We start from the raw sequence: 22635 nt of genomic DNA on the forward strand, positions 1-22635 counted from the left end.
ACATGGAAATGACTATGTATGAGTTAGCTATTTATCGCAAAAAAGAACCGTGGAATAAGAATAAGCTTGTCGGTCAAAAAGCTCCTTTCAGGCTTCAGCAAATATTTGCAATCCGAGCAAGGCTTGAAATGAACAAAGAGGTGAGAAACCTAGCCCTCTTCAACTTGGCTATTGATAGTAAATCAAGAGGTTGTGACTTATTGTCACTTAAAGTACGTGATGTTGCGCACGGGTCGTCAATTCAATCACGAACCATGATTGTTCAAAAGAAAACACAGCAACCCGTTCAATTTGAAATCACAAAAGATACGAGAGCTTGCCTAAAAGCACTTATTGATAAGTTCGACTTGCACTCATACGACTTCCTTTTTCTATCGCGAAATCGTAATTCCGAGCATTTGACGACAAGAGCATATGCAAGAATTGTCAAGCAGTGGGTCGTGTCAATCGGATTAGATCCTGCTAACTACGGAACGCATTCATTAAGACGGACAAAACCATCACTGATTTACAAACAGACAAAGAATTTGAGAGCATGTCAATTACTGCTTGGTCATTCAAAACTTGAAAGTACGGTGAGATATTTGGGAATTGAAGTCGACGATGCGCTGGAAATTTCAGAATCAATTGATTGTTGATGAGTATTCGTTCTTTCTCTTTCAAATTGAGACACTACAAATCCTTAAAACTAAGCATGTGAGACAAAGCGGAAGTTGACTCCTTTTTTATTCAATAGCGCTTGAGATGTTCAGTTAACCTCACCCGAAAAAAGCACCCTTTGGTTAAACGTTTTACAGGAAAAGCACTATGGGTATTTTATTCGAATTAGTAAATGGCATGCTTTTGGCAGTCGCTTTTGAATTTTTGATGTACGTAACAGGCGCTTCAATCCTACGAGTCTTGTCGTTCGGTAGAATCGCGTTCCCTTTTTATGGTTACAGTAAATTTAAAGCCATAAAAGAAGAGTCTACAAAAGGGTATACAGCCCCTAGTATTGTTGGCATCGTGTTCTACATTTTGTTGATAGCTCTAATCGCCATTTTAAATTAATCCACTTAACCAATGCATGACGTTTATTACAAATTGTTCATTGTCTTCCGCCCCCTTCGATGTCAGACCCATTTTCTCGCCTGTAGGAACGTATAATTGAGAAGTGAACATCATTGCTTCAGAAAAGACCGCGACGCGACCATTACCAAACTCTAAAATAGCGCCTTGAGACCAACCATCCATAGATATCTTTGGGGTTTCTGCCTTTATTTGAAAAGGTATTTCCGGTGTTCTTGAAAAAGCCCAACTACCTAATGTCAAAATAGACTTCGCATTTTTAGGTGGAGTAAAAGCGGAGCCTCCAAAGGTTTTTACTTGCTTGAGAAAGCCAAACTCAGAAGGATTCGGCTCACTAATATCATTGAACGCATTCAACTGAATATTATTGGTTAAGTCGATTGATGACTTCGTAACTGCATGCTTCGCGAGACTACCGTCTTTAATTCGAAACAGTGCTTTATCGACATGACCATTGCTAAATTCAAAACCGAATGCGCTAGTTAATGATTCAGCAGCTTTTGGAAATGGAATATGGTCGGCTATTAGCAGCAAAGAACCGCCATCAGAGACCCATTGCTTAATCGCCTGAACTTCTGCTTTCTGAAAAGCATCTTCAAATGGCGGCATCCAATCATGTCTGTTTGTGTCGAGTGCATTAGCAATAACTAAGATATCAGTGTTTTTTAAAACATCTAAAGTGAAAACTTTCCTATTAGGTTTGACAGTATAGCCATCGCTAACTAGTACCTGTTGAAAGGCTTTGTAACGCCCACTAGCAGTATGAAAATTGTTATGTGCTTCATCGATTAATACTCTTGGGTTATCGACGTTGGAAAAAGTCTGCTTAAGATTTTTGGGGATAAAATCAGGGTCAGCCTGCTGAGGTGAACCATCAATATCAGAGCATGAAAATAAGAACAGGACTGTAACAAACAAAACTATTTTTTTTGACATTAATGCCATTTTTAGCCAACACTTGAAAAATATAACCCGAAGACTAGCAACCACTCTTACTTTTAGCAACACTATGTCGGCTTATCGAGGGTATTGCAGTCATAAACCATTAATACCTTTCATACTACTGTGCTCAACTTAGCAGACAAAAATCGCTGGTTTTTGACCCAAGGTGATTGAGCCTTCAGCTTCCGCAATGCGAACAAACCAGCACTTTAACTTAGCTTAGTTTTTCAACAATCCAACCCACTTTTGCACAAAACAGACACATTGCCACGGTGCAAGAAATAGCTGTTTCCAACCTTAGAATGCAAATAGCCTTTAAAAATAGAGTCGACCTTCGTAAAGGATGTTTTTCATTAAGTGTCAATGAACACATCATCATCTTTCGAAAAGCAAGCTACGGTGTGAGAATAGTGAGAGTTTTGCATAAGGCTATGAATCTTGGGAAGCATGCATAACGACCGCAGGGCCATCGATATGCGGTCATATTGGAATTTTGAGCTGGCGTGCCCTATAGCTAACATTCGCAAAGAAACCTCTGAATCAATTACTTTACTATTCAGTTAAAAGTAAAGCCATGCTATTCTTTACTTACACAGAAAAAGTAAAGGTAAAATAATGAAAGTGAGTACCAAAAGACAAATAACACTTCCAGTTGAAGTTTGCTCTGTTGCCAAAATTGATAAAGGCGATGAAGTAGACACCTTCGTAGATAGACATGGCGTTATCTCCATTGTCAAAAAATCAGTTGGAGCAGCAAACGGTGTGTTAAGAGGCCTTGAGGCGGACCTATCAGTTAGTGAATCTCAATCACTTCAAAGCACAATTAATCAATGATTGCGATTGATACAAATATATTGCTCCGATACCTGTTAGATGACGATGAACAACAAAGCCCAAAAGCGAGACAATTAATTACTGGGGATATTAAAGTATTAGTTACTGATGTCGTTTTATCCGAGACTATCTGGGTACTTACCGGTAAGCGCTATAACTTAACGCGAAAACGCGTGATTGATGTCATCCATGCCTTGTTTGCAGAACGCAACATAACGTTCGAAGATTCTCAAGCAGTTTGGCGCGCATTAAAAGATTTTACTAACGCAACACCCATAAAAATTAAAGGAAAAAGGAAACAAGCGGACTTCTCTGACGCTCTTATTCTTAATAAGGCTATTCGATACGGCGAACTGAATAATATCAAGCTCTCCCAACTTTTTATTTTTGACAGAGCAGCACAAGAAATCGACGGCATTATTGAACCTCAATAGCGCATTCATACACATGAAAACTATTTTGACTGTATGTCGGCATAGCCTTCGATTAGCGGTCATTTCATTAATCCGCTTTTTGGAAACTGAAACCAACCATTTAGTCGATAAATTCAGATTAGCGAGCTGAAAACAGGTCACTTGAAATGCGCATGATTTAGGCGCACAATTAATGCACTTATTTTGTAAGGTGAATGCAATGCGTCAAAAAGTATCCTGTAATACAACTGTTAGCCGTAACTTATTAAACGAAGCTAAATTATTAAATATAAGACTGTCAGAGGTATTCGAAGAGGCCCTTTGCAAAGCTGTGGCTTTGAAACAAAAAGAGCGGTGGTTAGAGCAAAATTCAGATGCTATTAGCAAGCATAACGAATCAATAAACAAACATGGGACCTTTTCAGAAATGATCGGGCAATTGGATGGTTGAACAGTTTTCGGTTTGTGATTATTCATCGTCCCTCGTTGTCATACTAACGAACACAGTATTTAATGATGTTGAAAGTATTTTGGTTGCACCCATAAAGCCACGGCATGACGGTAAACTAATAAAAAATCTTCAGATTCCCTGCGACATTGATGATAAGCATTTTTACCTTGACTTACTGGATATTGCGACCGTATCTAAGCGAAAATTAAAACCTATATCTGACAATGACCTCTCTTGTCATCGAGATGAGATAAAAGCAGGGATCGATTTTCTTATTGACGGTTTTTAAAATAAGGGGAGGGTATTCAATGGCTGGTATGCCCTCGATTGGACTAAACCGCTCCGCGGTAGCTGCGCCGCTTTTAACACCGACTAAATTTTAACCACCTGCGAACCGCAACTAAGCTGAGTAAAGGGCGCTTTTGCCCTGACCTTACTTAGGAGTCAGATCATGACTAATACCACTCAACCCGTTATTCCCCTTCGTCAGCGTATGATTGAAGATATTAAGATGCACAAGCTCAGTTATAAAACACAGACGACTTATATTCGAGCAGTAACGAGGCTGGCAGACCACCCTGGTCAAGCACAAGGCTCACTTCATCAAGCTTGAGTTCTTTGGTATACCGTTGTCTATCGGTCATTTCTTTCTCCAGCTAAGGTTACATTATATCCTTAACTTAACTGGACTGGTCAATTCAATTAGACCACTTCAACAATGCTTAGCGAGGGCCGAGACCCTCAGTTTATTTCGTAAATCCTTGTCGATCACTTATATTGTAGCGAGAGCCCGCCGCTAAAATATGCACTTTAAGATTAAGTAAGGTAAGTGCATCACCCGTTCTAGCCTCCGCCATTGACGAGTACTCAATATCGGATGGATCAATGATAGTTATTGCGCCACTTCCGACCACTGTAAATTCATTGTTTTCATCAATAAAGGCAGCGGTGTCTTCATCTAAGCCAATTCCAATCAAAAACGGATTATAAGACACTGCGCTTAACAAGCGCGAAAGACGATTTCGCTCGTTAAAATGTTGGTCGACCACAATCGTATTAATCAATCCCATACCCGGAGCCAAGCTTACTCCATCTTCGGTGGGCACAATACCAGTGTTACCGCCTGTGATCATATGTTGGGACACAATCGCGGCCCCTGCAGAAGTGCCAGCAATATGCACACCTTTAGCGTTTAGCCGACGAATTGCCGTCGCAATAGGTGTACCGCCGAGAATTGTCGAGAGCCTGAGCTGGTTTCCACCGGTGATAAATACACCAGTGCAGGTTTCAAGCTGTGCTAAATAGTCTTCATTTTGCGCATCACTGCGCTCAGAAATGGGCAAAAAGTGCGTTTTACCTGCACCAAGCTCGGTAAATAGTTTTTGGTAGCGCTCGCCAGTATCCTCTAATTGAGATGCGGTGGGAACGATGCATATATCTGCATCTGCTGAGCCACAAAGCGCAACAAAACGGCTTAAAATTTCAGGGTTATTTACTTTTTCTTCAGCGCCGCCAATAGGTATCACGTACCCGCGTTGCTGACCATCGACATCTGGGGATGGCATGTTTTTTCCTCACAATACACGTAACGGGTGGATCGTAGTCGACTCTTAGACGGGACGCAAAGGCTTTGTGAATATTTCTGCCTTGTGACTTTGTTTAAGCTCAATAAACAAAACGCACACTTTATCCGATAAAGTGTGCGCCTTTAATTCATTGTTAATATCAAAAGATTGGCAGCTAAAAGGTCTTAATTTGACCGTTTTAGCTTTTGTATTTAATTGAACATCCATAAGGAACGGTCATTGCATCCTCAGGAGAGTTGCCCGACTCCAGTGAAGTCATCCCTGCTACAACGTAGTTAATGGATTTGGGAATATCTGCAGGGTTAGTTGATTTAATACTGTCAATTGCACCTGCATAGCGCAAATCCCCGGCAGGATCGATAATGTACATGTGTGGTGTTGTTTTGGCCGCATACGCTTTACCCACAGTGCCCTCAGGGTCAAACAATACGTGACTGGGAGACGCGTTTCTCGAGTCAGTTAAAGCATTCGCTTCTTCTGCCGAAACATAACCTTGCTTGCCCGGTGCAGAGGAGATAATCGATAACCACACCACATCTTGTTCTTGATAATCTTTCTGCAAAGTTTGCATGTTGCCACTACCATAGTGTTTAACCACATATGGGCACTGATGATTAGTCCACTCCAGCACGACGTACTTACCGGCAAAATCTGAAAGTGACACCGTCTCGCCCATACTATTGACTAGGCTAAAATCAGGTGCTGCTTGCTCCACTTTAGCAGCAAACACGTTTACACTGAGCACAATCGCGCACGCCGCGCCCAGACACTTCGCGAAAAAATGGCGTTTGTTTGTTAACTGCTTACTTTGAGACATCGATAGAAACATAGGATAACTCCTGTTTTGCTTGGTTAAGGGCGTCTACTACAAGCCCCGGGGTTAATATTTGAGGTAATACATTCGCCGGTTTTGTACCGGCATAGACTACATACAGCGGCACACCTGCGCGCTGGTATTGCTTTAAGTACTTGAGAATTTCGTCGTTTTTATTTGTCCAATCGCCTACCATATACGTGATCAAAGGGTCTTCGAGCGCAATCTTAACCGCATCTGTGTTCAAAGCGACGTGCTCATTGACTTTACACGTAATACACCAGTCTGCTGTCATATTGACAAGGACAACTTGGCCTTGTTCCCGCTTCGCAGCTAATTCACTGTCCTCAAAAGCAAGCGCACTGTCTATTGCACTGTTGTTTGTGAGCGATGATTCGGATTTTAAAGCGGTATTTGTTGTGGCTGTGGATGAGCCCAATAAGGGGCTGGTAAACGGGAGCGCCAAACTTGCCAGCATCGCAACGCCTAATGCCCAGCTTACTTTTGCTGATACCTTTGCCATCGCCCATGCAAAAAAACTAAACGCAATTAATGCCACCAGTAAGACAAATTGTGCAATCGCTCCTTGCTGACCGGCGTACACCCAACACAGCCAGGCAACTGTGGCAAACATGGGGAAGGCCAAAAAGTGCTTAAAGGTCACCATCCAGTTCCCTGGCTTTGGTAAGAACTTGCGAAGATTGTTTGAAACAAAAAGCAGCGTAAGAGGCAGGGCAAAACCGATAGCGAGCGCGTTAAAAATCAGTAGCGTAGTCGTTGGCTCACTTACTAAAGCAACCCCCAAGGCAGCAGCCATAAAAGGTGCGGTACATGGCGATGCAACAATGACCGCTAACAAACCCGTAAAAAAGTGGCTTTTGGGGTCATCGCCAGACACTAAGCCATTCCCCAGCCCCGCCATTTTACTCCCAAAAGTAAATACATCGAGCAGAACCAGCGCAATAAAGGTAAATAGGAATGCAAGCAGCCAAATCACGATTGGGGACTGCATATGAAAGCCCCACCCCAACTCCTGACCGCCCTGCTGCAGAGCAACAATAGTTAACGCAAAAGCATTAAAACACACTATAACACCGAGCAAATACGCATTCTTATGCCAAAACCCAGTATGTGTCTGATTAAGTGCTAAGGCCTTTATGGACAAAATGGGGAGCACGCATGGCATGACGTTTAGTATTAAGCCACCCAAAAATGCGAATAATAATATGGTGAGTAGGGGCATAGATTCAGCATCTGAACTGAGTTCGTTATCACTTGATGCAAAACCGCTGGCTGATGCGATATCAAGGGATGAGGCATTGGCGCTTAAATAAAAAGCCTTTCCACCTGAGTCCGCATTGGATTTAATCAAAAACTCAAGTGGCTCATTTGTGGCTAAAAAACGTTTTGCGTTGAAATAAGCAGAACGCTCTAGCAGCACACTCACTTTGCCGTCGTTGTTTACCTGTGGCTGCGCTCCTGCGTGGTTAATCAAATCATTGCGAAAAGGGAAGACTTCCCACTGACTTGAGTTGCCTGAAGTGTTTAAGGAGTCGAATTCAATGGCAATGCTTTGTTCGTTTATTTCAAAACTGCCTTGGCTGAAATCTTCCTTGGGAAGCTGTTTTCTTGCCTGAGTGAATTCATCGCCGAATTCGCTTTTTGCAGCGCTTTCTCTTATAGGAAGTGTCAGTGTTAGCGAGGCATCACCAGGAATACAGTCTTCTTTGCACACTAGCCATGTGAGGTCGGCTTGAATGGTGATTGCGGCTTCTCTAGACGCCTCGGAGATTAAGCCCTTATCCACAAACACAGGTACCATCAACAAGTGCGTATCGCTATAACCATAATTGAGCAAATGAGCAACGGGAATCGATTCAGGAGTTGGCCATAAAATGTCGCCAAAACGGAGCCCTGCTGATTCAGCCCACTGGATTTGTGGTGCCTCACCGCTGTCGCCCGGGTTTCGCCAGTAGGTATGCCATTGCTCATCCGGCTGCATCCTAATTGCAAGCATATGCGCTTGCCCGGGCACCAGCGCGTCTACTTCGCTGAGCAAAGCCACTTTTATATGCGGGCCCTCACCCTGCCACTGACGTGTACTTTCAATGGCAACTGCATGCGACTGAAATAGGCATGTGAATAAGCTTATCGCCACCAAGCGCCATAAATGCCCTAGCCGTTTTGAAACAAGCCATTTAAGAATATGCATTAAACTTAAAAGCACCTTTGAATCTAATTTAAGACTCTTACGTAAAATATATCAAAGTGTATTGGTTTTAATGGACGATGTTTATGCTATTTTTTCGAGACTTTGGATTGTGTTTTTCGATGACTGCCTGTCTTGTTATATTTTCTCTTGGTATATCTACGGTGGCTAGCGCAAGCACTAATGATGATGCCAACACACAAAGCCTCGCCGACATGCGATATGAATATCGTGTACTTATCATCAGTCATGAGCCGCACGAGAACATAAAACTTGCCGAGATGCTTGAACGCGACGAGGATGAGCTTGTGGCAAGAAAACTTCGAGTATTTTTGTTCAACCCTCAAGCAGAACAAGCACAAATTTCCGAATGGAACGGGCAAGCAATGGGCACCACCCTGAAGTCTGAAATTCAGCAATCAAGTGAAGCAGGTAAAAGTGTATTGATCGGATTAGACGGCTTCAAGAAAGGCACATTTACTAACGAACAGTTAAACGATGTTTTCGCTGCAATTGACCGCATGCCAATGCGAAGAGCCGAAATGAACAGAAATTGAGCGCAACGTCACTTCCTTAAATATCCAAATCGGCACGGTCCAAATGAATATCAATATTTGCCGCCCGCGCAATTCTGTGGCAGTCATTCCAGAAACCCATATAGTCGGAGCGTTTTGTAGGGTCGTCTCTAAGCGGCCTATAGTTGTCATTCATGGCAAGATAAATAATTGCTGAGCGCGACATCCCAAAACTCATGCCTTGGGTTTCGTTTTTTCCGGCATATCCCATAATGCGACTATCTGGAGTGGGCTGGGGTGTTATCGCCACCCCTCTTAGTCCTTCCACGGGTTTAGTTGAGCGCGGGCTAATATCCTCAAATATCCCCGCAGAGCGACGTTGATATTGCCTTAAATAATCGACCCCGCCTTTCATTTCTGCTCTTGTTTGACAGTACATTACAACTTTGTCTGCACGCTTAAGAGATTGCAGGCCTGGTACCATCAATTTCACAGAGCTGGGAAAGTCAAAGCCTGGGGGTTTAGGCAGACTCATATAGTATGCCAAATCGGTAAATACTTTCGGGCAATGAATAACTTGAGGGGTCACATAGATTCGATATTTTGCCATCCCATCTCGCTTGGGACCGATGTACCAAAGAAACTTATCTAGAATAAATGACGGGTCGCTCTCGAAAAGCTCTAATTCAGTTCTTGCCGCCCTAAACGTATGGGTTTTTGGGTCGAGTATGCTAAAAGCTTGATGCGTTCTGGTAAATTCTTTAAACGAAGCCAACAAAGCAGAGTCATTGTTTAGAATTTCATTTAGTGATGCCGCCTTATCGGCCAAAGTTGTCGCCCTTATTCTCCCTAATTCACTGCCCTGAAAGTGAAATCTCGCAGCCCCGCATGCTCTAAACTCGTTTTCGAAGTTGGTTAAAAATACGCACCAGTCAGGCCTTGCGATGGACTCATGATAAAAATAATATCGATAAATTCGAGAGACTCTTTCTTCGGCATTTCTACCTGCCATAATATGTACTCGATTGTTCCAAGCCATTTGGGCAAATTCGAGAAATTTAACGCTTGCGCTAGCCATGCATACTCCTGAGAAAAAGCGAAAGGGCCTAAGGGCCTATTCAAGCGATTACGATCTCAAACTCTCAAAAGTTGCATGGCCGTTGTTTAGATAATTCCTGAAGGGCGACTGTTAATCGAAGTTATTTACGCGGTATTGTCACATTTACGTTTTTACGCTCATGTTAGGGCATTCAAACAACGAAAGCAGACACGTACAGCAAGCTTGTCTATAATGCTGAGAGAATTAGGAATGTGTCATTCAGGTAAGCTAGGCATTTAGCTTCCATGGTGTTGGCATAAACATAAGAAGAAGACATACTTGAATACCTCTGAGCAAGCACAAAACCCACAAATAAATAGCTCTGTCACTATTATTCTCAATGCAGATGTTTACGCACCGCAGTCACTTGGCATGAATCACCTGCTAATTGCGGGCGGAAAGATTATATATGTAGGTCCTGACAAGCCCAAGGTAAACGATGCCATAGCCGCCGATGTGATTGACTTAGAGGGAGGAGCCGTCATCCCAGGCTTTATCGACTCTCATACTCATATGACAGGTGGTGGCGGTGAAGCAGGATTTTCTACACGCGTACCGCCTGTGCCGCTTAGTAAGTTTACCCGCGCTGGGGTGACAACCGCCGTTGGCCTTTTGGGCACAGACGATGTAACGCGCAACACCGAGTCTATGATTGCGCAAGTGTATGCCCTCAGAGAAGAAGGCTTTTCGGCCTATTGCTATACGGGTGGTTATCATTTACCCCCTACAACGCTTACCGGCTCGGTTAAATCTGACATCGTGTTTATTGAGCCCATCATTGCAGTGGGCGAGCTTGCCATTAGTGACCATCGCTCTAGTCAACCCACCTTAAACGAGCTATTAAAGGTTGCTTCTGAAGCACACGTGGCTCGACTCATGACCGGCAAAGCGGGCATCCTGCATTTGCATTTAGGTGACGGGGAACGAGGATTAGGACTGGTGAGGGTAGCACTCAGTGAATCAGAAATTCCTGCGCGCACGTACAACCCAACGCATGTGAATAGACGCAGGGAACTATTTCATGAAGCATGCGAGCTGACCAAACAAGGCTGCTGGATAGATGTAACCGCCTTTGAAACTGGCGATGTTGGCTATGAGCCAGCAGATGCAGTAATGCGCTACATGCATTCTGAGTTTGCACAAGATAAGCTCACCGTAAGCTCAGACGGCGGTGGGTGTTTACCCACTTTCGACGGCTGCGGACACTTAACGCATATGGACTTCGCAGATTCACAAGCCATGACAGATGTGTTTTATCAAGTGCTTGATGAAGGCCATGGTTTAGATAAAGTATTGCCGTTTTTTACCAGCAATGTAGCTGAAATTATGAAGTTTGAGCATAAAGGCCGCATTGCTCAAAACCTAGACGCTGATCTAATTGTGCTGGATGACAACAAGCGTATTAGAAGCGTTATGCTGCAAGGGCGTTGGCATGTGTTTGACGGTGAGCAGAAAATTAAAGGGACGTTTGAGTAATAAAAGATAAGACGACTTCAACTCGACTTTCCTTGCCCTAGAAAGCTCGACTTCTATGCTGGATGAAATGACGTGTTTAGCATGTAAGTTGAGCTTAAAATTAGTCCTTAACAATTAAACAGTATCCAAACGGTCATTAATCTAAACCGTCAAAAACTATCCACGCTTCCAATCAGCCAAGACAATGTAGCTTGAATAAGTCTTAACTCATCACGATTAAACTCCTTCGCAACTGTTCATCAAACCTCGTCGTAAATCATAAAAAATGGTGCACAACTGCTATGCGATATTGGTTAACAGGAGAATAATGATGACAATTGTTCGTTTTGGTAAATTTACGGCTGGTGACGTTTTTCCAACTGAGGCGGAGTTTAGAAAGAAGATAGGCCGCAGCGGATTCTATAAAACCTTTTCATCGTCGAACAAATACCTAGATGAAATTTATACTTGTCTAAACCGAGCGAAATTTATGCCTAATGACATGGGGGCGATGCGACGACTCAGAAAAGCGTGTGCACGTTGGGTGAACAAGAAAGGTCAAAAGTCTTCCAATACGTCAAACCGAGAAAAGCAAATTGTCGAACTGGGTTTAAAAGCCAGTGATCACTACTACATGCTAGTGAATCGAATGTACCTTGATAAAGGTAGGCAAGCTCGCTTAGAAGAACGCGCTGAAAGAGGAAAAATAAGCGATACAATTAAGATGAATATGGCTGGGCTACCAGCAGGAAGAAGCTTAGGCAGCAATTATAAGATGGAACGATTTACTACAAACCATATTAGTCATCATGTGCTAACAGAAAGAGATTGGAATACCTATGTTACAACGCACAAGTCACGACTAGGGTTTGAAGATTGGGCTGAGATGATCGCCTTACCTGACAGGGAAGATGATGTCGCGACGTTGCACTATACATACTCAAACGGCACAGCCGAACAGATAAGGGGCTCTGGCGTTGAATATTTAAATGACGAACAAAGAGAAGATTATCGTATTGTTTCACAAGGGGGCAGACTCTTTTACGCCGTTAATCGCATTGACTCAGACTTCCCTACACCTGTAAACACATCAGGAATGAGAGGTACAACTGGGACAGATTTTGGCATTTACGTCATTGATTTACAGATGAATATTTACATCAATAAACCACAGTCATCACAGTTTCATCATAGTTCGTTTTTGGGCGGAGCGCCTGTATTCGCCGCAGGGGAGATGGCAATTCATAACGGCCTGCTCAGAGGTATCAACAACAAAACGGGGCACTATGAGGCAAGTCGCAATGAACTACACGAAACTCTGAAACTGTTAAAGCGGATGCATGTGAACTTTCATAATGCAGTCACTCAAGACCGCTCTATGGTGCGCACAAAGTGGTTTAAAGTAAATGATGTTTTAAGGGCCGACTGTAATTTTGAAGCGGACATCTTGGCGAGTAAACCAGACAATGGCGTGCCGCAGTTTTAGATATACACCCTTTTTAGAGTGGCGCACCCGGAGAGATTCGAACTCCCGACCCATTGGTTCGAAGCCAATTGCTCTATCCAGCTGAGCTACGGGTGCGTGTTTTGTATGAGATGCTTTATGAAAAGCAAACGTAACATAATCGGACTGAGGCGCTACGTCAAGCAATCTGAGACTAGCTGAGCGTTTTTAAATCAATTACTACTGAGATACACAATTATTCACGAGAAGTGCGCGCTGTTTAAACTCACTTGGCATGCAGTCTTCCATACTTTTAAATGCGCGATTGAAGGTGCCTACCGATGCAAAGCCACTTTCTAGCGCAATGACCAATAGCGTCCATTTGGCTGAATCAGGGCTTTGCATAAGGTCTTTTGCGTGCTCAATGCGCCTTTGGTTTATAAAAAAGTTGAAATTAGGCGCATTAAAATGATGGCGTATGATTCGGCTCACTTTGTATTCAGGCACACCAAGTGCATTTGAAAAGTCGAGCATTTTCAAGTCCGCTTTAAGGTATATCCGCTCTACCTGCATTAAACGCTCAATCTCATTTATTAACTTTGGCTCAGCACACCTTTCTGCTCGCTGTTCTTTTTTAAGGAATACGGCGATATTAGTTTCGATAGTCTTGCCACGCTGATACAAAATCCATTGCACAACCAACATAATGCTGATTGCAGATGCACTCATGATCCACGGAAATACTGCAGTAAAGCTTTCGCTTGGCAATAGCCCTCGAGCAATCACCGAGCATGCAACAACGGCAAGGGCAAAAGTGGAGGCAAAAACTATGCGGTACAGCTTTTCTCGTGAAGACTGAGAATGAAAACCGCGTATAGCCTCCCAAAAGGACAGCAATAGAATGGTGGAAGACAAAAGATTGGTAATTTCCCCAAGTGAATTGTCGACTCGTAAAAATGTAGCGCTTGGTGAGTCGCTGATTTCATTCAAAAATAATAAACTTTGGTTTGCCATTACCAGTAGCGCAATTGCAATCGCAAGAATGATGTGGCGCGCAGCAATGGGTGGCTTTCCATGCTCATCAACATCACGAAACAAGGCTCTTGAAATTAGCCACATCACATTACACGTGCCACAGGTCAATAAACCCAAAACGTAGCGATATGCGCCTAAAGAATCGGCGCTAAAATACTTTAGACTTACCATCGCAATGGAGCCGCAAAACATCGCGAATAAAATATGTTCAGCCTTTTTATTAGGAACAAGTATCTGCAATAACATGCCACTCAAGCTAATCATCAATAACAGAAAATAGGGGAAATCGGCGGACATAAGCATGCTTAAAATAAGGTTGAGATGTTAAGAATAATAAGACACAGCTGACAAGGCAATGTTATTGGGTGGGGGTTTTGTTAGCAAGTGTTTCTGCTGTTATCTGATTTAATAAAAACCGTAGTTCAAATTCCGAATTTGGAGAGATTTAGCCTCCGATCACCGTCATATTCATCGTCACATTGTTACGCCATGAATGAGAGAAACAAGACGATGCAGCAATATACACACACAGACCCGAATCTTCCCGGCAAACCCCTTACCCTTCGCTTTTTGAACAACAGTATAAAGATGTGGGTGCTGATTGCTCTTATCGGTCAATGGTTTTTCACGCTTTATATTTTACTTGGTTTTGCCTATCCACTTGCACTTGGCGGGCCTCAAAATATCGACTATTCGCACATGATTGAAGGCTACGTGGCAGGCGACACCAGCGGTAACTTTATTTTGCTTATGCATATCATTCCGGCTTCACTCTTGAGTTTAAGCGGTATATTTCAATTGGTCCCTTTTATTCGCAAAACCTATCCGCGCTTCCATCGCTACAATGGCAGAGTATTTTTGAGCATCGGGTTACTTGGCGCCCTTAGCGGTTTATATCTAACGTGGATAAAAGGCACGCGCTTATCTGACTTTGGCGCTTTGGGGATAACCCTTAATGGATTGTTAATCCCAATCGCCGTTTATTTTGCCTGGAAGTTTGCGCGCCAAAAACAGTTTGAAAACCATATGATGTGGGCAGTTCATGCGTTTATTCTCATCAACGGTGTATGGACATTCAGACTATATTTGATGTCTTGGTTTGTCATTGGTAACGCAGCATTTGGTGCATCGCCCAGTCTTGAAGGGCCGTCGGGCATCTTCTTATCTTACGCGTGCTATCTGGTGCCGATGTGTATTGCACAAATCTATTTTTGGGGGCGAAAACAAAGCCAGCGCTACAAAGTAAACATTAGCATTGGCTTTGTCTTATTCGGCGTAGTCACTACCGCACTGGGTGTTGGTTCCGCATCGCTGTTTATGTGGTGGCCGAGAATAGCGGGTGCGTTGTAAGAATCCTTGAAAGCTCTGGATTAATGTCACAGGCGTGGTATCTAAACTAAACCAATTCACCTCGATGCTTAGTCTTTTTTCTTGGCGGCCTGCTTTGCTTCAAACGCAGCTTGTTGTTCTGGGGTCGCTGGGGCTTGATGATTCTCCTTCCACTGAGAATATGGCATACCATATATGGCTTCTCGAGCAGCATCGTAATCAATATCAAGGCCTCTTGCCTGAGCTTCGGCTGCGTACCATTTTGAAAGGCAATTGCGGCAGAAATCTCCAACGAGCATGAGGTCGATATTTTGCACATCTTTGTTGTTGTCTAGATGAGAAAGCAAACGACGAAAGGCCGCAGCTTCAATTTCGATTCTTTGTTGTTCGGTCATATTTTCGCTTAATTTATAGTTTGTAAGTAATCACTTATATTTACAGGAATTGAGACTAACCACCTAGCATAGCCAAATGCGAGGTAGCGCCGGTATATCCTTCTTTGAGGTAATGTGTAGCCTCTTTGTCAGATAAAAGTTCAACCAAAGCTTGTTGGAGTGCAGCGGGATCCGCTTGTTGCATGTATGGGCGAAGATCTATACCCATTTCGGCAAATAAGCAGAGGTGCAACTTACCTACAGAGGAAATTCTTAAGCGGTTGCACGATGCACAGAAGTCTTTGCTGTAAGGCATGATTAGGCCAATTCTGCCTTCGTACTCAGGATGATTAAATTCTTCAGCGGGCCCAGCAGCCTTGTCTCTAATTACTTGTCCCCAGCCTTGCTCTAACAAGTCTCGCTTGATGGGCTCACCGGAAATATGATTTTGTTTGAAGAATTTAAGATTATCCCCAGTTTGCATCAGTTCGATAAATCGCAAAGTAAGCGGTTTATCCTTTATCCATTTCAAAAATCTCGACATTTCATTGCCGTTGTACTGTCGTAACAGCACGGCATTTATTTTCACTTTAAGGCCTAAACTAAGCGCTTTATCTATGCCCCGTAAAATACTCCCCAGCTTGTCATGACCGGTTATGCTCATAAACATGTGCGGGTCGAAGCTATCAATGCTGATGTTAAGCGAGTTTAGACCTGCATCGAACCAGCGCTGAACATCTTTCTCCAAGCGATAAGCGTTAGTGGTCATAGCAACGTGTTTTATGCCATCAGTGCTTGCGCAAAGTGCGATGATCTCTGTTAAGTCTTTGCGAAGAGAAGGCTCGCCGCCGGTGATGCGAATTTTTGAAGTGCCAAGACCTGCGAAAGCCTTAGCAAGCGTATTCAGTTCTGGTACAGTCAAAAAAGACTTTTTAGTATCCCTTTGATAGCCATTTGGCAAACAGTAATCACAGCTGAAATTGCACACGTCGGTAATCGACATGCGCAAATAGTGAAATTGTCGTCCAAATTTATCTTCTAACACTTGCTCTCTCATGATTATGGTTTGTTACTAGCTAGCTTGCGCTTTACCTAAACATACAATACAACAATTCCATTGGCGCAGCTAAGATAATCAGTTAATTTATCCAAGTCTCAAGCCTTTAATCTTGGCTTGAGCCCATTGCTCGCAAAACGGTGTTATTTTTTTGAGACTAAACTTAATGGACTAAGGTTTCGTAATTCACCTAATTGCGCACTAATTCTCGCTGGCAAAGTTGTTCGCGTATCTCTTTGCCTTGGCGTAATGTCATCTAAAAAGTCACTACTAAGACAGGCACCAGCAATGGATTTGATATTTTTCGACTTAGACGGCACCTTGCTAAATGCTGAATCAAAGATAAGTCAGTTTACGCAAGAGACTCTGTCTTTGTTAAATAAAAATAATATCGCATTTAGCGTTGCGACCGGTCGGACAATGCTTTCAGCGCAGAGCATTATCGCTCAGCACGCATTTGAATTGCCTCAAGTATTTAATAACGGCGTCACCGTTTGGGACCCTCGTCAGGAGCAGTTATCGCTTCACAATGTATTGAGCAACGACGAAATTCTTATTGTATTGGATTCTGCCGTTACCCATCACATCACGCCTTTTGTCAACGCCATGAAGGGTCGCGAACACTACATTTTCCATAGCAACACCCTGCATGAAGTTGAGTGCAAATTAGTGTCGGAGTTTTTCTCGCGCACTGACGCAAAGTTAATGCCGCTTGAAGCATTAAGTGGTGAATTTGAAGTAACAAATATCAGTATGATTGGTTTAGCAGCTCCGATAAAAAGCATTTGGCAGCAACTAAACAAACATGAAGGTCTTATTGCCTATTCAGGCGCAGCGCACGAGGGCAAAGACTATCGATGGATTGATGTTCATCATCGCTTCGCCAACAAAGGCTCAGCAGTCGAGCAAATCAAGGCACAATTGGATGCCAAAAACGTGATCGTTTTTGGCGATGGAGACAACGACTTAAGTATGTTTGAAATTGCAGATGAACGTTACGCTCCTCAGAATGCCATCGAGGAAGTTAAAGCTCAGGCAAACGATGTAATTGGACACCATCATGAGGACGGTGTTGCCCATTTTTTGCGGCAGCGGTTTTCGCTTTAAGTCTCTGCTTTTTTGAAATCAAAGGTGAGTATATGAACATCGTAAAAGTCTTATCTATCAGTTCAGGCGTGTTACTACTGAGTGCCTGCTCAGTCTTTGGTGACAGTGGCGTAGAGTCTGCTCCCTATACCTTATTAGTTGAAGATAAGGCAGCGCAAATAGAAGTAAGAAACTATGAGTCTATGGTTTTGGTATCAGCAAACATGCAGGGCGACGGTCGCAATAGCGCGTTTAGAAAGCTCTTCAAATACATTACAGGTGCCAACGAGGGTGAGAGAGAAATCGCCATGACTGCTCCTGTTTTCATAGACCAAGATAACGCTGCTCAAAATTCAGAGGGCGCTGAAATTGCGATGACCGCTCCGGTTTTCATGAATGAAAATACGAATGAACCCTCAATGTCTTTTGTTATGCCAGCGAGCTTTACCATCGACACTACCCCGATTCCTACTGACCCAGAAATTACCGTATCAGAAATTACGGATTATAAAGTAGTTGCGATAAAATTTAGCGGCACGCTGGGGGACGCTAACGTAGATGAGCATACACGCTTGTTGGTAAATTGGGCAAAAGACAAGGGCTACAACCTTAAGTCTGAACCTGTCTTGGCGGGATATAATGGCCCGTTAACACTTCCGATGTATCGGCGCAATGAAGTGTTGATTGAAATCCAGTAACATGCAAAACACCGCAAGCTTGATTTACAACAAGCTATAAATCAAAACGATTAGGCAGCAGCTCACCCAAGGTTGACTGCCATGTCTTGCTTTGTGAGACATTGCTTGAAAAGACTGGCGCATCTGCATCGTGCATAAACTCAGTGACTACCTGACGACATGCACCACAGGGTAACACCGGATCGCTTTGATTGGACATCAAATAGACAGCCTTTATGGATTTCATACCGTTGACAACGGCATCACCAACCGCATTACGTTCGGCACATAAGGTTAAGCCATATGAAACATTTTCAACATTCACGCCATAGGATATTTTTTCTTCCCCGCCATCTTCATATACCACTGCTGCGGCTACCTTGACAGTCGAATATGGACTATAAGCTCGAGAGAGGTTTTCCTCGAGCCTAGTGAGAATCTCTGTATGCTTCATTGACTACTGCTTATTACATTATTTATTCAATAAGCCTTTTAATTTATCACTCGCTTTGTCGAGCAACTCATCTTTTTTCTTATCGACTTCTTCTTTAATGCGTTTTTTCGCTTCTTCTTCAAGCTTGTTTTTCGCTTCCTCCTTGGCTTGTTTAATCACATTATCGAGCATAGCGTCAGCGATAGCCGCACCGACTTGATCAGCGGGTATACCGTTTGGTTTGCCAATTGAGCCTGCGCTAAATGATGGCAATGTCACTTCATACGCTTTTTGCTCAAGCTCAATATCGCCGGTGGGAAGGTTTTCAAAATTCAGCATCAATCGAGCGGCATTTATCGTAACATTTTCAACAATCACCAAAGGGTTAGCGCCAGGTTCTGAAGCAGGGGCTGGCTCACTGGACTGAGGTAAGGCACTTTGCAAATTGTCTTTTAACACAATTAAGTTGCCTTGACCGCTAGCATCCAGCTCATACAATATTTCAGGAGCGTCCAAAGAAACCTCTTGTACCACATATGGTTCGCTTGCAGAACCGCCTAAGTCTAAGGTAATTGCGCCTAAACTAAACGCATCTGCGTCACTAAAGCCTTGTGGATTTTCGACGTCAATATCGCTGATGGTCATTCGCCCCTCTGCAAAGGCTAAGTCGACATTAAATACCGTCACCTGAGTACCAAGAAACTTACTCCCTTGCTCTTCAATTTGTGCTTTGATAATGTTGCCAGCCTCACCGGACAGATACCATAGGCCACCTGCGACCAATGCTAATATTACAATGATTACAATCAGTACTTTTTTCATGTCTCTTCCTTAATATAAAAAGGCCTGTTGATGTTTGAACGAACTTACTCGTGCAAAGTTCAACAACAACTGGAGTGGCGAGTATGCGTCTGCGAAATTAGTTGCGAAGAAGTCAGTATAGAACAATGCGCGTCAAGATTTTAGCGATTATTGAAGTGCTAAGCTAACTTGTTTAGTCACACTATTGGGTTTATTCTGGGCGCTATGAAAATTTATCAAACTTTATCTATACTACTTATTTGCTGCCTTCTGGCTGCCTGTAATGCGACACAGGGTCTATCTGTATTTTCATTCACAGATGCGCAGTTAGAGTCTGCACTTCGCAAACAGCTTCCAAAACTTAGCGATGATCTGCGATTACTTGGTGTGCCAGTTGAGTTTAATGTGAATGACATCAATGCGCAAATTGGCCCAGATGGGCGGGATGTCATTCAACTGAGTTTAGATTCAGGGGCGCAAATTAATGCCCTTATGCTGAAATATTCTGTGGGTTTGATGCTCGAAGTTGAAGGTAGCCCAGAATACAATAGTCAGGAAAAAGCCATTTATTTACGAAATGTGCGCCTACTCGATTCACGCATTAGTGCCGGTAGCTATAAGGGCAATCTCAATCTATTAGACAAACAAGCAATGAATGTCGTAAATGCGTTTTTGGATAATAACCCGGTATATAAATTGGATATGAGCGACCCTAAAGTGGCGATGATTGCCAAGCTGCCGCTGGATATGAAAGTATCGCAAGGTGCTATCACAGTCGTCCCTAGCCTATAACTAACGTTCAATTAGCTTCTTGTTTTTTGGTTTCTTAAACTGTTCGACTACAAGTTCTCGGCTCGTGAATAATATATATTAAGTGAAGGAAAGTTCGATATGAACAACTTTGAATTTAAAAACCAGACTGAAATCTTGTTCGGCAAAGGGCAAGCATCTAAAATCTCAGAACGCATCCCAACTGATGCCAATGTGTTATTCCTCTACGGCGGTGGTTCAATTAAGAAAAACGGCGTGTTTGATGATGTCACTAAAGCCTTGAAAGGGTTTTCTTACGTCGAGTTCTCAGGGGTTGAACCCAACCCAACGTTCGAAACGCTTTTAAAAGCCTTAGCTGTTATTGAAGAGCAAAATATCGATTTTATTCTTGCCGTGGGTGGCGGCAGTGTGATTGATGGAGCTAAATTCCTCGCCGCCGCTGCCAATTTTGATGGTGAGCCTTGGGATATTCTCGAAAAAGGTGCTCAGTTTTCAAATCCATTACCAATTGGCGCAGTATTAACGCTTCCAGCAACAGGCTCTGAAAGCAACGGCAATTCTGTTGTGACTAAAAAAGCCACGCAACAAAAACTCGCCTTTGGTCACCCAAGTGTACAACCTGTGTTTGCGATACTTGATCCAGTCTATACCTTTACCTTACCCTCCAAGCAAATCAGCAATGGTACCGTTGATGCTTTTGTGCACGTGATAGAACAGTATTTAACCTACCCCGTTAACTCACCTATCCAAGACGGATTTGCCGAAACCATTCTTAGAACCTTAATTCAGGAAGGGCCTAAAGCCTTACAAAATCCGAAGGATTACGATACAAGAGCTAATGTCATGTGGGCAGCCACGATGGCACTTAACGGGTTGATTGGACAAGGCGTTCCACAAGACTGGGCAACCCATATGATCGGTCACGAATTTACCGCGTTGTACGGCCTTGACCATGCTCAAACACTCGCCATTGTTTTACCCGCTTTAATGCGCAGACAAAAGCAGCAAAAGCGTGCAAAAATCATTCAGCTTGGCACCGAAGTCTTTAAACTGGAAGCTAATTCAGAGGATGCCCTAGTAGAAGCCACCATCGACGCCACACAAGCGTTCTTTGAACAAATGCAGGTCAAAACCCATATTTCAGATTATGGGCTTGAAAAATCTGCAGTCGATGAGGTACTTGCAAAGCTTAAGGAAAACGCCAGATTCAAACTTGGCGAACACCAAGACATCACTTTGGATGTTTCAAAAGAAATACTAGAAATGGCCTATTGATTAACTCTGTTTAATCCAAGAAGGTACTTAAATATTTTGCCAGCTCAAGCATGGCAAACTGTCCTGAAATGCGCTCAGCGTCCGAATTGTAATTAGTATTGGTATTCACATCATAGGCAAAACTGTTGCCATTTTTGTCCTGGATTGCCTCAATACCCGCTACTTGCACATTGTTCGCTGCTAAAAATGCCTCATATTTATCGATGAATGGCGGACGGTAATCGTTGAGAATTTCAAATTTAGCTTTAGCTGCTGATGATACGCTGTCGGTGGGGCAGAATAAGTCGTCGATGGCACATGCGTCTGCGGGGCACAGCTCAAAACCTTCGGAGGTATCAACTTGTACCGCATATAAGAACTTTCCGCCGATAAATTCATGACGAATAATGTAGGGGGCTGGCGCCTCAATATATTGCTGCACTAAGGTGATACCGTCTACTGGTTCGTCAAAATCTGGCCCTTCGACATAACGTTCTAAAGCCTCAATGGAATGGAAGAGCTGCACGCCCTGGCCTTTTCCTGCCCGGTTGTGCTTAGTAATAAAGGATGACTTATCGAGTGTCTTTGCTGCTTGTATAATTTGTGCTTTACCAACTGCCACAATGGTTTTAGGCGTTGCAATACCGGCATGATTTAAAGCCATATACTGGTTTACTTTACTGACTTCCAGACGAAGCGCTCGGTTACCGTTAATCACTTTACAATCATGCCGCTCAAGCCAGGCTAAGACAGATTCTGCATACTCGGGCGCATATCGATGGTTTCGGGTATGCGAAGATGCGCTGATGCGGTTGTAAAATACCCCTGCTGGGGGGCTGGACGATAAATCAAGCGTCCCCTCATCTAAATGCCACATTTCGTAAGGGAGCTTTAGCTCATCAAGCCTATTTTGCAGATGAACCGTCCATTCATTATTTTCATGTAAAACATGTATTTTTGACATTGTCCTGTCTCTTTATTCTGCCAT

The 22635-nt window shown here is 43.3% G+C and carries 25 protein-coding genes and 1 tRNA gene; 14 read left to right on the forward strand and 12 right to left on the reverse strand.

Annotation, left to right across the window (positions count from 1 at the left end):
- Positions 1-14 precede the first annotated feature (14 nt).
- The gene (locus tag PN836_RS11435; RefSeq protein WP_395338429.1) at positions 15-638 is read left to right on the forward strand and encodes a tyrosine-type recombinase/integrase; all 624 of its coding nucleotides are present in this window, start codon (positions 15-17) and stop codon (positions 636-638) included.
- Positions 639-1041: 403 nt separating this feature from the next.
- Here the strand turns inward: PN836_RS11435 and PN836_RS11440 are convergent, their stop codons facing one another.
- Positions 1042-2013, reverse strand: coding sequence for a DUF4350 domain-containing protein (locus tag PN836_RS11440; protein ID WP_382407693.1), 972 nt, complete (start codon positions 2011-2013; stop codon positions 1042-1044).
- Between the two features lie 612 nt (positions 2014-2625).
- Here PN836_RS11440 and PN836_RS11445 point away from each other — a divergent pair.
- The 5 genes from PN836_RS11445 (at position 2626) to PN836_RS11465 (ending at position 4321) form a co-directional block, all read left to right on the forward strand.
- Complete coding sequence (locus tag PN836_RS11445; RefSeq protein ID WP_395338431.1) at positions 2626-2844, forward strand: AbrB/MazE/SpoVT family DNA-binding domain-containing protein; 219 nt, start codon at positions 2626-2628, stop codon at positions 2842-2844.
- Complete coding sequence (locus tag PN836_RS11450) at positions 2841-3278, forward strand: PIN domain-containing protein (RefSeq protein ID WP_395338433.1); 438 nt, start codon at positions 2841-2843, stop codon at positions 3276-3278. The genes PN836_RS11445 and PN836_RS11450 overlap by 4 nt, the downstream gene beginning before the upstream one ends.
- A 199-nt stretch (positions 3279-3477) precedes the next feature.
- Entirely contained in the window at positions 3478-3708 is a 231-nt protein-coding gene (locus PN836_RS11455) for a type II toxin-antitoxin system CcdA family antitoxin (RefSeq protein WP_395338434.1), read from the forward strand.
- Positions 3701-3997, forward strand: a complete 297-nt coding sequence (locus tag PN836_RS11460) for a CcdB family protein (protein WP_395338435.1) — start codon at positions 3701-3703, stop codon at positions 3995-3997. The genes PN836_RS11455 and PN836_RS11460 overlap by 8 nt, the downstream gene beginning before the upstream one ends.
- A gap of 162 nt (positions 3998-4159) precedes the next feature.
- Positions 4160-4321 (forward strand): hypothetical protein, encoded by a 162-nt coding sequence (locus PN836_RS11465; protein ID WP_395338437.1) that lies wholly within the window; start codon positions 4160-4162, stop codon positions 4319-4321.
- Positions 4322-4454: 133 nt separating this feature from the next.
- Here the strand turns inward: PN836_RS11465 and PN836_RS11470 are convergent, their stop codons facing one another.
- The 3 genes from PN836_RS11470 to PN836_RS11480 form a co-directional block, all read right to left on the reverse strand.
- Positions 4455-5273: a cyanophycinase gene (locus PN836_RS11470; RefSeq protein WP_395338439.1), complete on the reverse strand. Its 819-nt coding sequence runs from the start codon at positions 5271-5273 to the stop codon at positions 4455-4457.
- A 199-nt stretch (positions 5274-5472) separates the two neighbouring features.
- A complete protein-coding gene (locus PN836_RS11475) occupies positions 5473-6123 on the reverse strand; it encodes a redoxin domain-containing protein (protein WP_395338441.1) in 651 nt (216 codons plus the stop codon).
- Complete coding sequence (locus tag PN836_RS11480; RefSeq protein WP_395338443.1) at positions 6098-8320, reverse strand: protein-disulfide reductase DsbD family protein; 2223 nt, start codon at positions 8318-8320, stop codon at positions 6098-6100. The genes PN836_RS11475 and PN836_RS11480 overlap by 26 nt, the downstream gene beginning before the upstream one ends.
- A gap of 83 nt (positions 8321-8403) precedes the next feature.
- On the opposite strand from PN836_RS11480, the gene PN836_RS11485 reads away from it, so the two are divergent.
- Positions 8404-8874, forward strand: a complete 471-nt coding sequence (locus tag PN836_RS11485; protein WP_395338445.1) for a DUF4174 domain-containing protein — start codon at positions 8404-8406, stop codon at positions 8872-8874.
- 16 nt (positions 8875-8890) lie between these two features.
- Here the strand turns inward: PN836_RS11485 and PN836_RS11490 are convergent, their stop codons facing one another.
- Entirely contained in the window at positions 8891-9910 is a 1020-nt protein-coding gene (locus tag PN836_RS11490) for a hypothetical protein (protein ID WP_395338447.1), read from the reverse strand.
- A gap of 393 nt (positions 9911-10303) precedes the next feature.
- On the opposite strand from PN836_RS11490, the gene iadA reads away from it, so the two are divergent.
- Positions 10304-11407 (forward strand): beta-aspartyl-peptidase, encoded by a 1104-nt coding sequence (gene iadA / locus PN836_RS11495; protein ID WP_395345612.1) that lies wholly within the window; start codon positions 10304-10306, stop codon positions 11405-11407.
- 307 nt (positions 11408-11714) lie between these two features.
- On the forward strand, positions 11715-12872 hold the full coding sequence (locus PN836_RS11500; protein ID WP_395338449.1) for a hypothetical protein: 1158 nt from the start codon (positions 11715-11717) through the stop codon (positions 12870-12872).
- Positions 12873-12891: 19 nt separating this feature from the next.
- Here PN836_RS11500 and PN836_RS11505 read toward each other — a convergent pair.
- Both PN836_RS11505 and PN836_RS11510 read right to left on the reverse strand, forming a co-directional pair.
- Positions 12892-12968 (reverse strand) — tRNA-Arg (locus PN836_RS11505).
- A 102-nt stretch (positions 12969-13070) separates the two neighbouring features.
- Positions 13071-14111 carry a helix-turn-helix domain-containing protein gene (locus PN836_RS11510; protein WP_395338451.1) on the reverse strand — a complete coding sequence of 347 codons (1041 nt, stop codon included), beginning with the start codon at positions 14109-14111 and terminating at the stop codon, positions 13071-13073.
- Between the two features lie 264 nt (positions 14112-14375).
- Here PN836_RS11510 and PN836_RS11515 point away from each other — a divergent pair, with 264 nt between their 5' ends.
- Complete coding sequence (locus tag PN836_RS11515; RefSeq protein WP_395338453.1) at positions 14376-15215, forward strand: DUF2306 domain-containing protein; 840 nt, start codon at positions 14376-14378, stop codon at positions 15213-15215.
- Between the two features lie 68 nt (positions 15216-15283).
- Here the strand turns inward: PN836_RS11515 and PN836_RS11520 are convergent, their stop codons facing one another.
- Positions 15284-15589 carry a DUF1244 domain-containing protein gene (locus tag PN836_RS11520; protein WP_395338455.1) on the reverse strand — a complete coding sequence of 102 codons (306 nt, stop codon included), beginning with the start codon at positions 15587-15589 and terminating at the stop codon, positions 15284-15286.
- Positions 15590-15644: 55 nt separating this feature from the next.
- Entirely contained in the window at positions 15645-16613 is a 969-nt protein-coding gene (gene moaA / locus PN836_RS11525) for a GTP 3',8-cyclase MoaA (RefSeq protein ID WP_395345614.1), read from the reverse strand.
- Positions 16614-16913: 300 nt separating this feature from the next.
- Between moaA and PN836_RS11530 the strand changes: the two genes are divergently transcribed.
- Positions 16914-17732 (forward strand): HAD family hydrolase, encoded by an 819-nt coding sequence (locus tag PN836_RS11530; RefSeq protein WP_395338456.1) that lies wholly within the window; start codon positions 16914-16916, stop codon positions 17730-17732.
- Positions 17733-17764: 32 nt separating this feature from the next.
- The gene (locus PN836_RS11535; protein ID WP_395338458.1) at positions 17765-18409 is read left to right on the forward strand and encodes an SOUL family heme-binding protein; all 645 of its coding nucleotides are present in this window, start codon (positions 17765-17767) and stop codon (positions 18407-18409) included.
- A 34-nt stretch (positions 18410-18443) separates the two neighbouring features.
- On the opposite strand, the gene cdd is transcribed toward PN836_RS11535, so the two are convergent.
- Together cdd and PN836_RS11545 are read right to left on the reverse strand one after the other, a co-directional pair.
- The gene (cdd, locus tag PN836_RS11540) at positions 18444-18842 is read right to left on the reverse strand and encodes a cytidine deaminase (protein ID WP_395338460.1); all 399 of its coding nucleotides are present in this window, start codon (positions 18840-18842) and stop codon (positions 18444-18446) included.
- An 18-nt stretch (positions 18843-18860) separates the two neighbouring features.
- Positions 18861-19643: a hypothetical protein gene (locus tag PN836_RS11545; protein WP_395338462.1), complete on the reverse strand. Its 783-nt coding sequence runs from the start codon at positions 19641-19643 to the stop codon at positions 18861-18863.
- A 204-nt stretch (positions 19644-19847) separates the two neighbouring features.
- On the opposite strand from PN836_RS11545, the gene PN836_RS11550 reads away from it, so the two are divergent.
- Positions 19848-20414 (forward strand): DUF1439 domain-containing protein, encoded by a 567-nt coding sequence (locus PN836_RS11550; RefSeq protein ID WP_395338463.1) that lies wholly within the window; start codon positions 19848-19850, stop codon positions 20412-20414.
- Positions 20415-20513: 99 nt separating this feature from the next.
- The gene (locus PN836_RS11555) at positions 20514-21668 is read left to right on the forward strand and encodes an iron-containing alcohol dehydrogenase (RefSeq protein ID WP_395338464.1); all 1155 of its coding nucleotides are present in this window, start codon (positions 20514-20516) and stop codon (positions 21666-21668) included.
- Between the two features lie 10 nt (positions 21669-21678).
- Here PN836_RS11555 and PN836_RS11560 read toward each other — a convergent pair whose 3' ends face one another.
- Entirely contained in the window at positions 21679-22611 is a 933-nt protein-coding gene (locus PN836_RS11560; protein ID WP_395338465.1) for an ATP-grasp domain-containing protein, read from the reverse strand.
- Between the last annotated feature and the right edge of the window lie 24 nt (positions 22612-22635).

The sequence above is a fragment of the Ningiella algicola genome, assembly GCF_028401415.2.
Taxonomy (GTDB): Bacteria; Pseudomonadota; Gammaproteobacteria; order Enterobacterales; family Alteromonadaceae; genus Glaciecola.

What these genes read in the sequence shown, in the direction of transcription:
- PN836_RS11465 (WP_395338437.1), top strand. Translation starts at nt 4,160, where the DNA reads ATGACTAATACCACTCAACCCGTTATTCCCCTTCGTCAGCGTATGATT.
- PN836_RS11480 (WP_395338443.1), bottom strand. Translation starts at nt 8,320, where the DNA reads ATGCATATTCTTAAATGGCTTGTTTCAAAACGGCTAGGGCATTTATGG.
- PN836_RS11445 (WP_395338431.1), top strand. Translation starts at nt 2,626, where the DNA reads ATGAAAGTGAGTACCAAAAGACAAATAACACTTCCAGTTGAAGTTTGC.
- PN836_RS11535 (WP_395338458.1), top strand. Translation starts at nt 17,765, where the DNA reads ATGAACATCGTAAAAGTCTTATCTATCAGTTCAGGCGTGTTACTACTG.
- PN836_RS11555 (WP_395338464.1), top strand. Translation starts at nt 20,514, where the DNA reads ATGAACAACTTTGAATTTAAAAACCAGACTGAAATCTTGTTCGGCAAA.
- PN836_RS11550 (WP_395338463.1), top strand. Translation starts at nt 19,848, where the DNA reads ATGAAAATTTATCAAACTTTATCTATACTACTTATTTGCTGCCTTCTG.
- PN836_RS11560 (WP_395338465.1), bottom strand. Translation starts at nt 22,611, where the DNA reads ATGTCAAAAATACATGTTTTACATGAAAATAATGAATGGACGGTTCAT.
- PN836_RS11500 (WP_395338449.1), top strand. Translation starts at nt 11,715, where the DNA reads ATGATGACAATTGTTCGTTTTGGTAAATTTACGGCTGGTGACGTTTTT.
- PN836_RS11530 (WP_395338456.1), top strand. Translation starts at nt 16,914, where the DNA reads ATGGATTTGATATTTTTCGACTTAGACGGCACCTTGCTAAATGCTGAA.
- PN836_RS11485 (WP_395338445.1), top strand. Translation starts at nt 8,404, where the DNA reads ATGCTATTTTTTCGAGACTTTGGATTGTGTTTTTCGATGACTGCCTGT.
- PN836_RS11455 (WP_395338434.1), top strand. Translation starts at nt 3,478, where the DNA reads ATGCGTCAAAAAGTATCCTGTAATACAACTGTTAGCCGTAACTTATTA.
- cdd (WP_395338460.1), bottom strand. Translation starts at nt 18,842, where the DNA reads ATGAAGCATACAGAGATTCTCACTAGGCTCGAGGAAAACCTCTCTCGA.
- PN836_RS11520 (WP_395338455.1), bottom strand. Translation starts at nt 15,589, where the DNA reads ATGACCGAACAACAAAGAATCGAAATTGAAGCTGCGGCCTTTCGTCGT.
- PN836_RS11440 (WP_382407693.1), bottom strand. Translation starts at nt 2,013, where the DNA reads ATGGCATTAATGTCAAAAAAAATAGTTTTGTTTGTTACAGTCCTGTTC.
- PN836_RS11470 (WP_395338439.1), bottom strand. Translation starts at nt 5,273, where the DNA reads ATGCCATCCCCAGATGTCGATGGTCAGCAACGCGGGTACGTGATACCT.
- PN836_RS11460 (WP_395338435.1), top strand. Translation starts at nt 3,701, where the DNA reads ATGGTTGAACAGTTTTCGGTTTGTGATTATTCATCGTCCCTCGTTGTC.
- PN836_RS11510 (WP_395338451.1), bottom strand. Translation starts at nt 14,111, where the DNA reads ATGTTATTGCAGATACTTGTTCCTAATAAAAAGGCTGAACATATTTTA.
- PN836_RS11545 (WP_395338462.1), bottom strand. Translation starts at nt 19,643, where the DNA reads ATGAAAAAAGTACTGATTGTAATCATTGTAATATTAGCATTGGTCGCA.
- PN836_RS11475 (WP_395338441.1), bottom strand. Translation starts at nt 6,123, where the DNA reads ATGTTTCTATCGATGTCTCAAAGTAAGCAGTTAACAAACAAACGCCAT.
- PN836_RS11515 (WP_395338453.1), top strand. Translation starts at nt 14,376, where the DNA reads ATGCAGCAATATACACACACAGACCCGAATCTTCCCGGCAAACCCCTT.
- iadA (WP_395345612.1), top strand. Translation starts at nt 10,304, where the DNA reads ATGAATCACCTGCTAATTGCGGGCGGAAAGATTATATATGTAGGTCCT.
- PN836_RS11490 (WP_395338447.1), bottom strand. Translation starts at nt 9,910, where the DNA reads ATGGCTAGCGCAAGCGTTAAATTTCTCGAATTTGCCCAAATGGCTTGG.
- PN836_RS11435 (WP_395338429.1), top strand. Translation starts at nt 15, where the DNA reads ATGTATGAGTTAGCTATTTATCGCAAAAAAGAACCGTGGAATAAGAAT.
- PN836_RS11450 (WP_395338433.1), top strand. Translation starts at nt 2,841, where the DNA reads ATGATTGCGATTGATACAAATATATTGCTCCGATACCTGTTAGATGAC.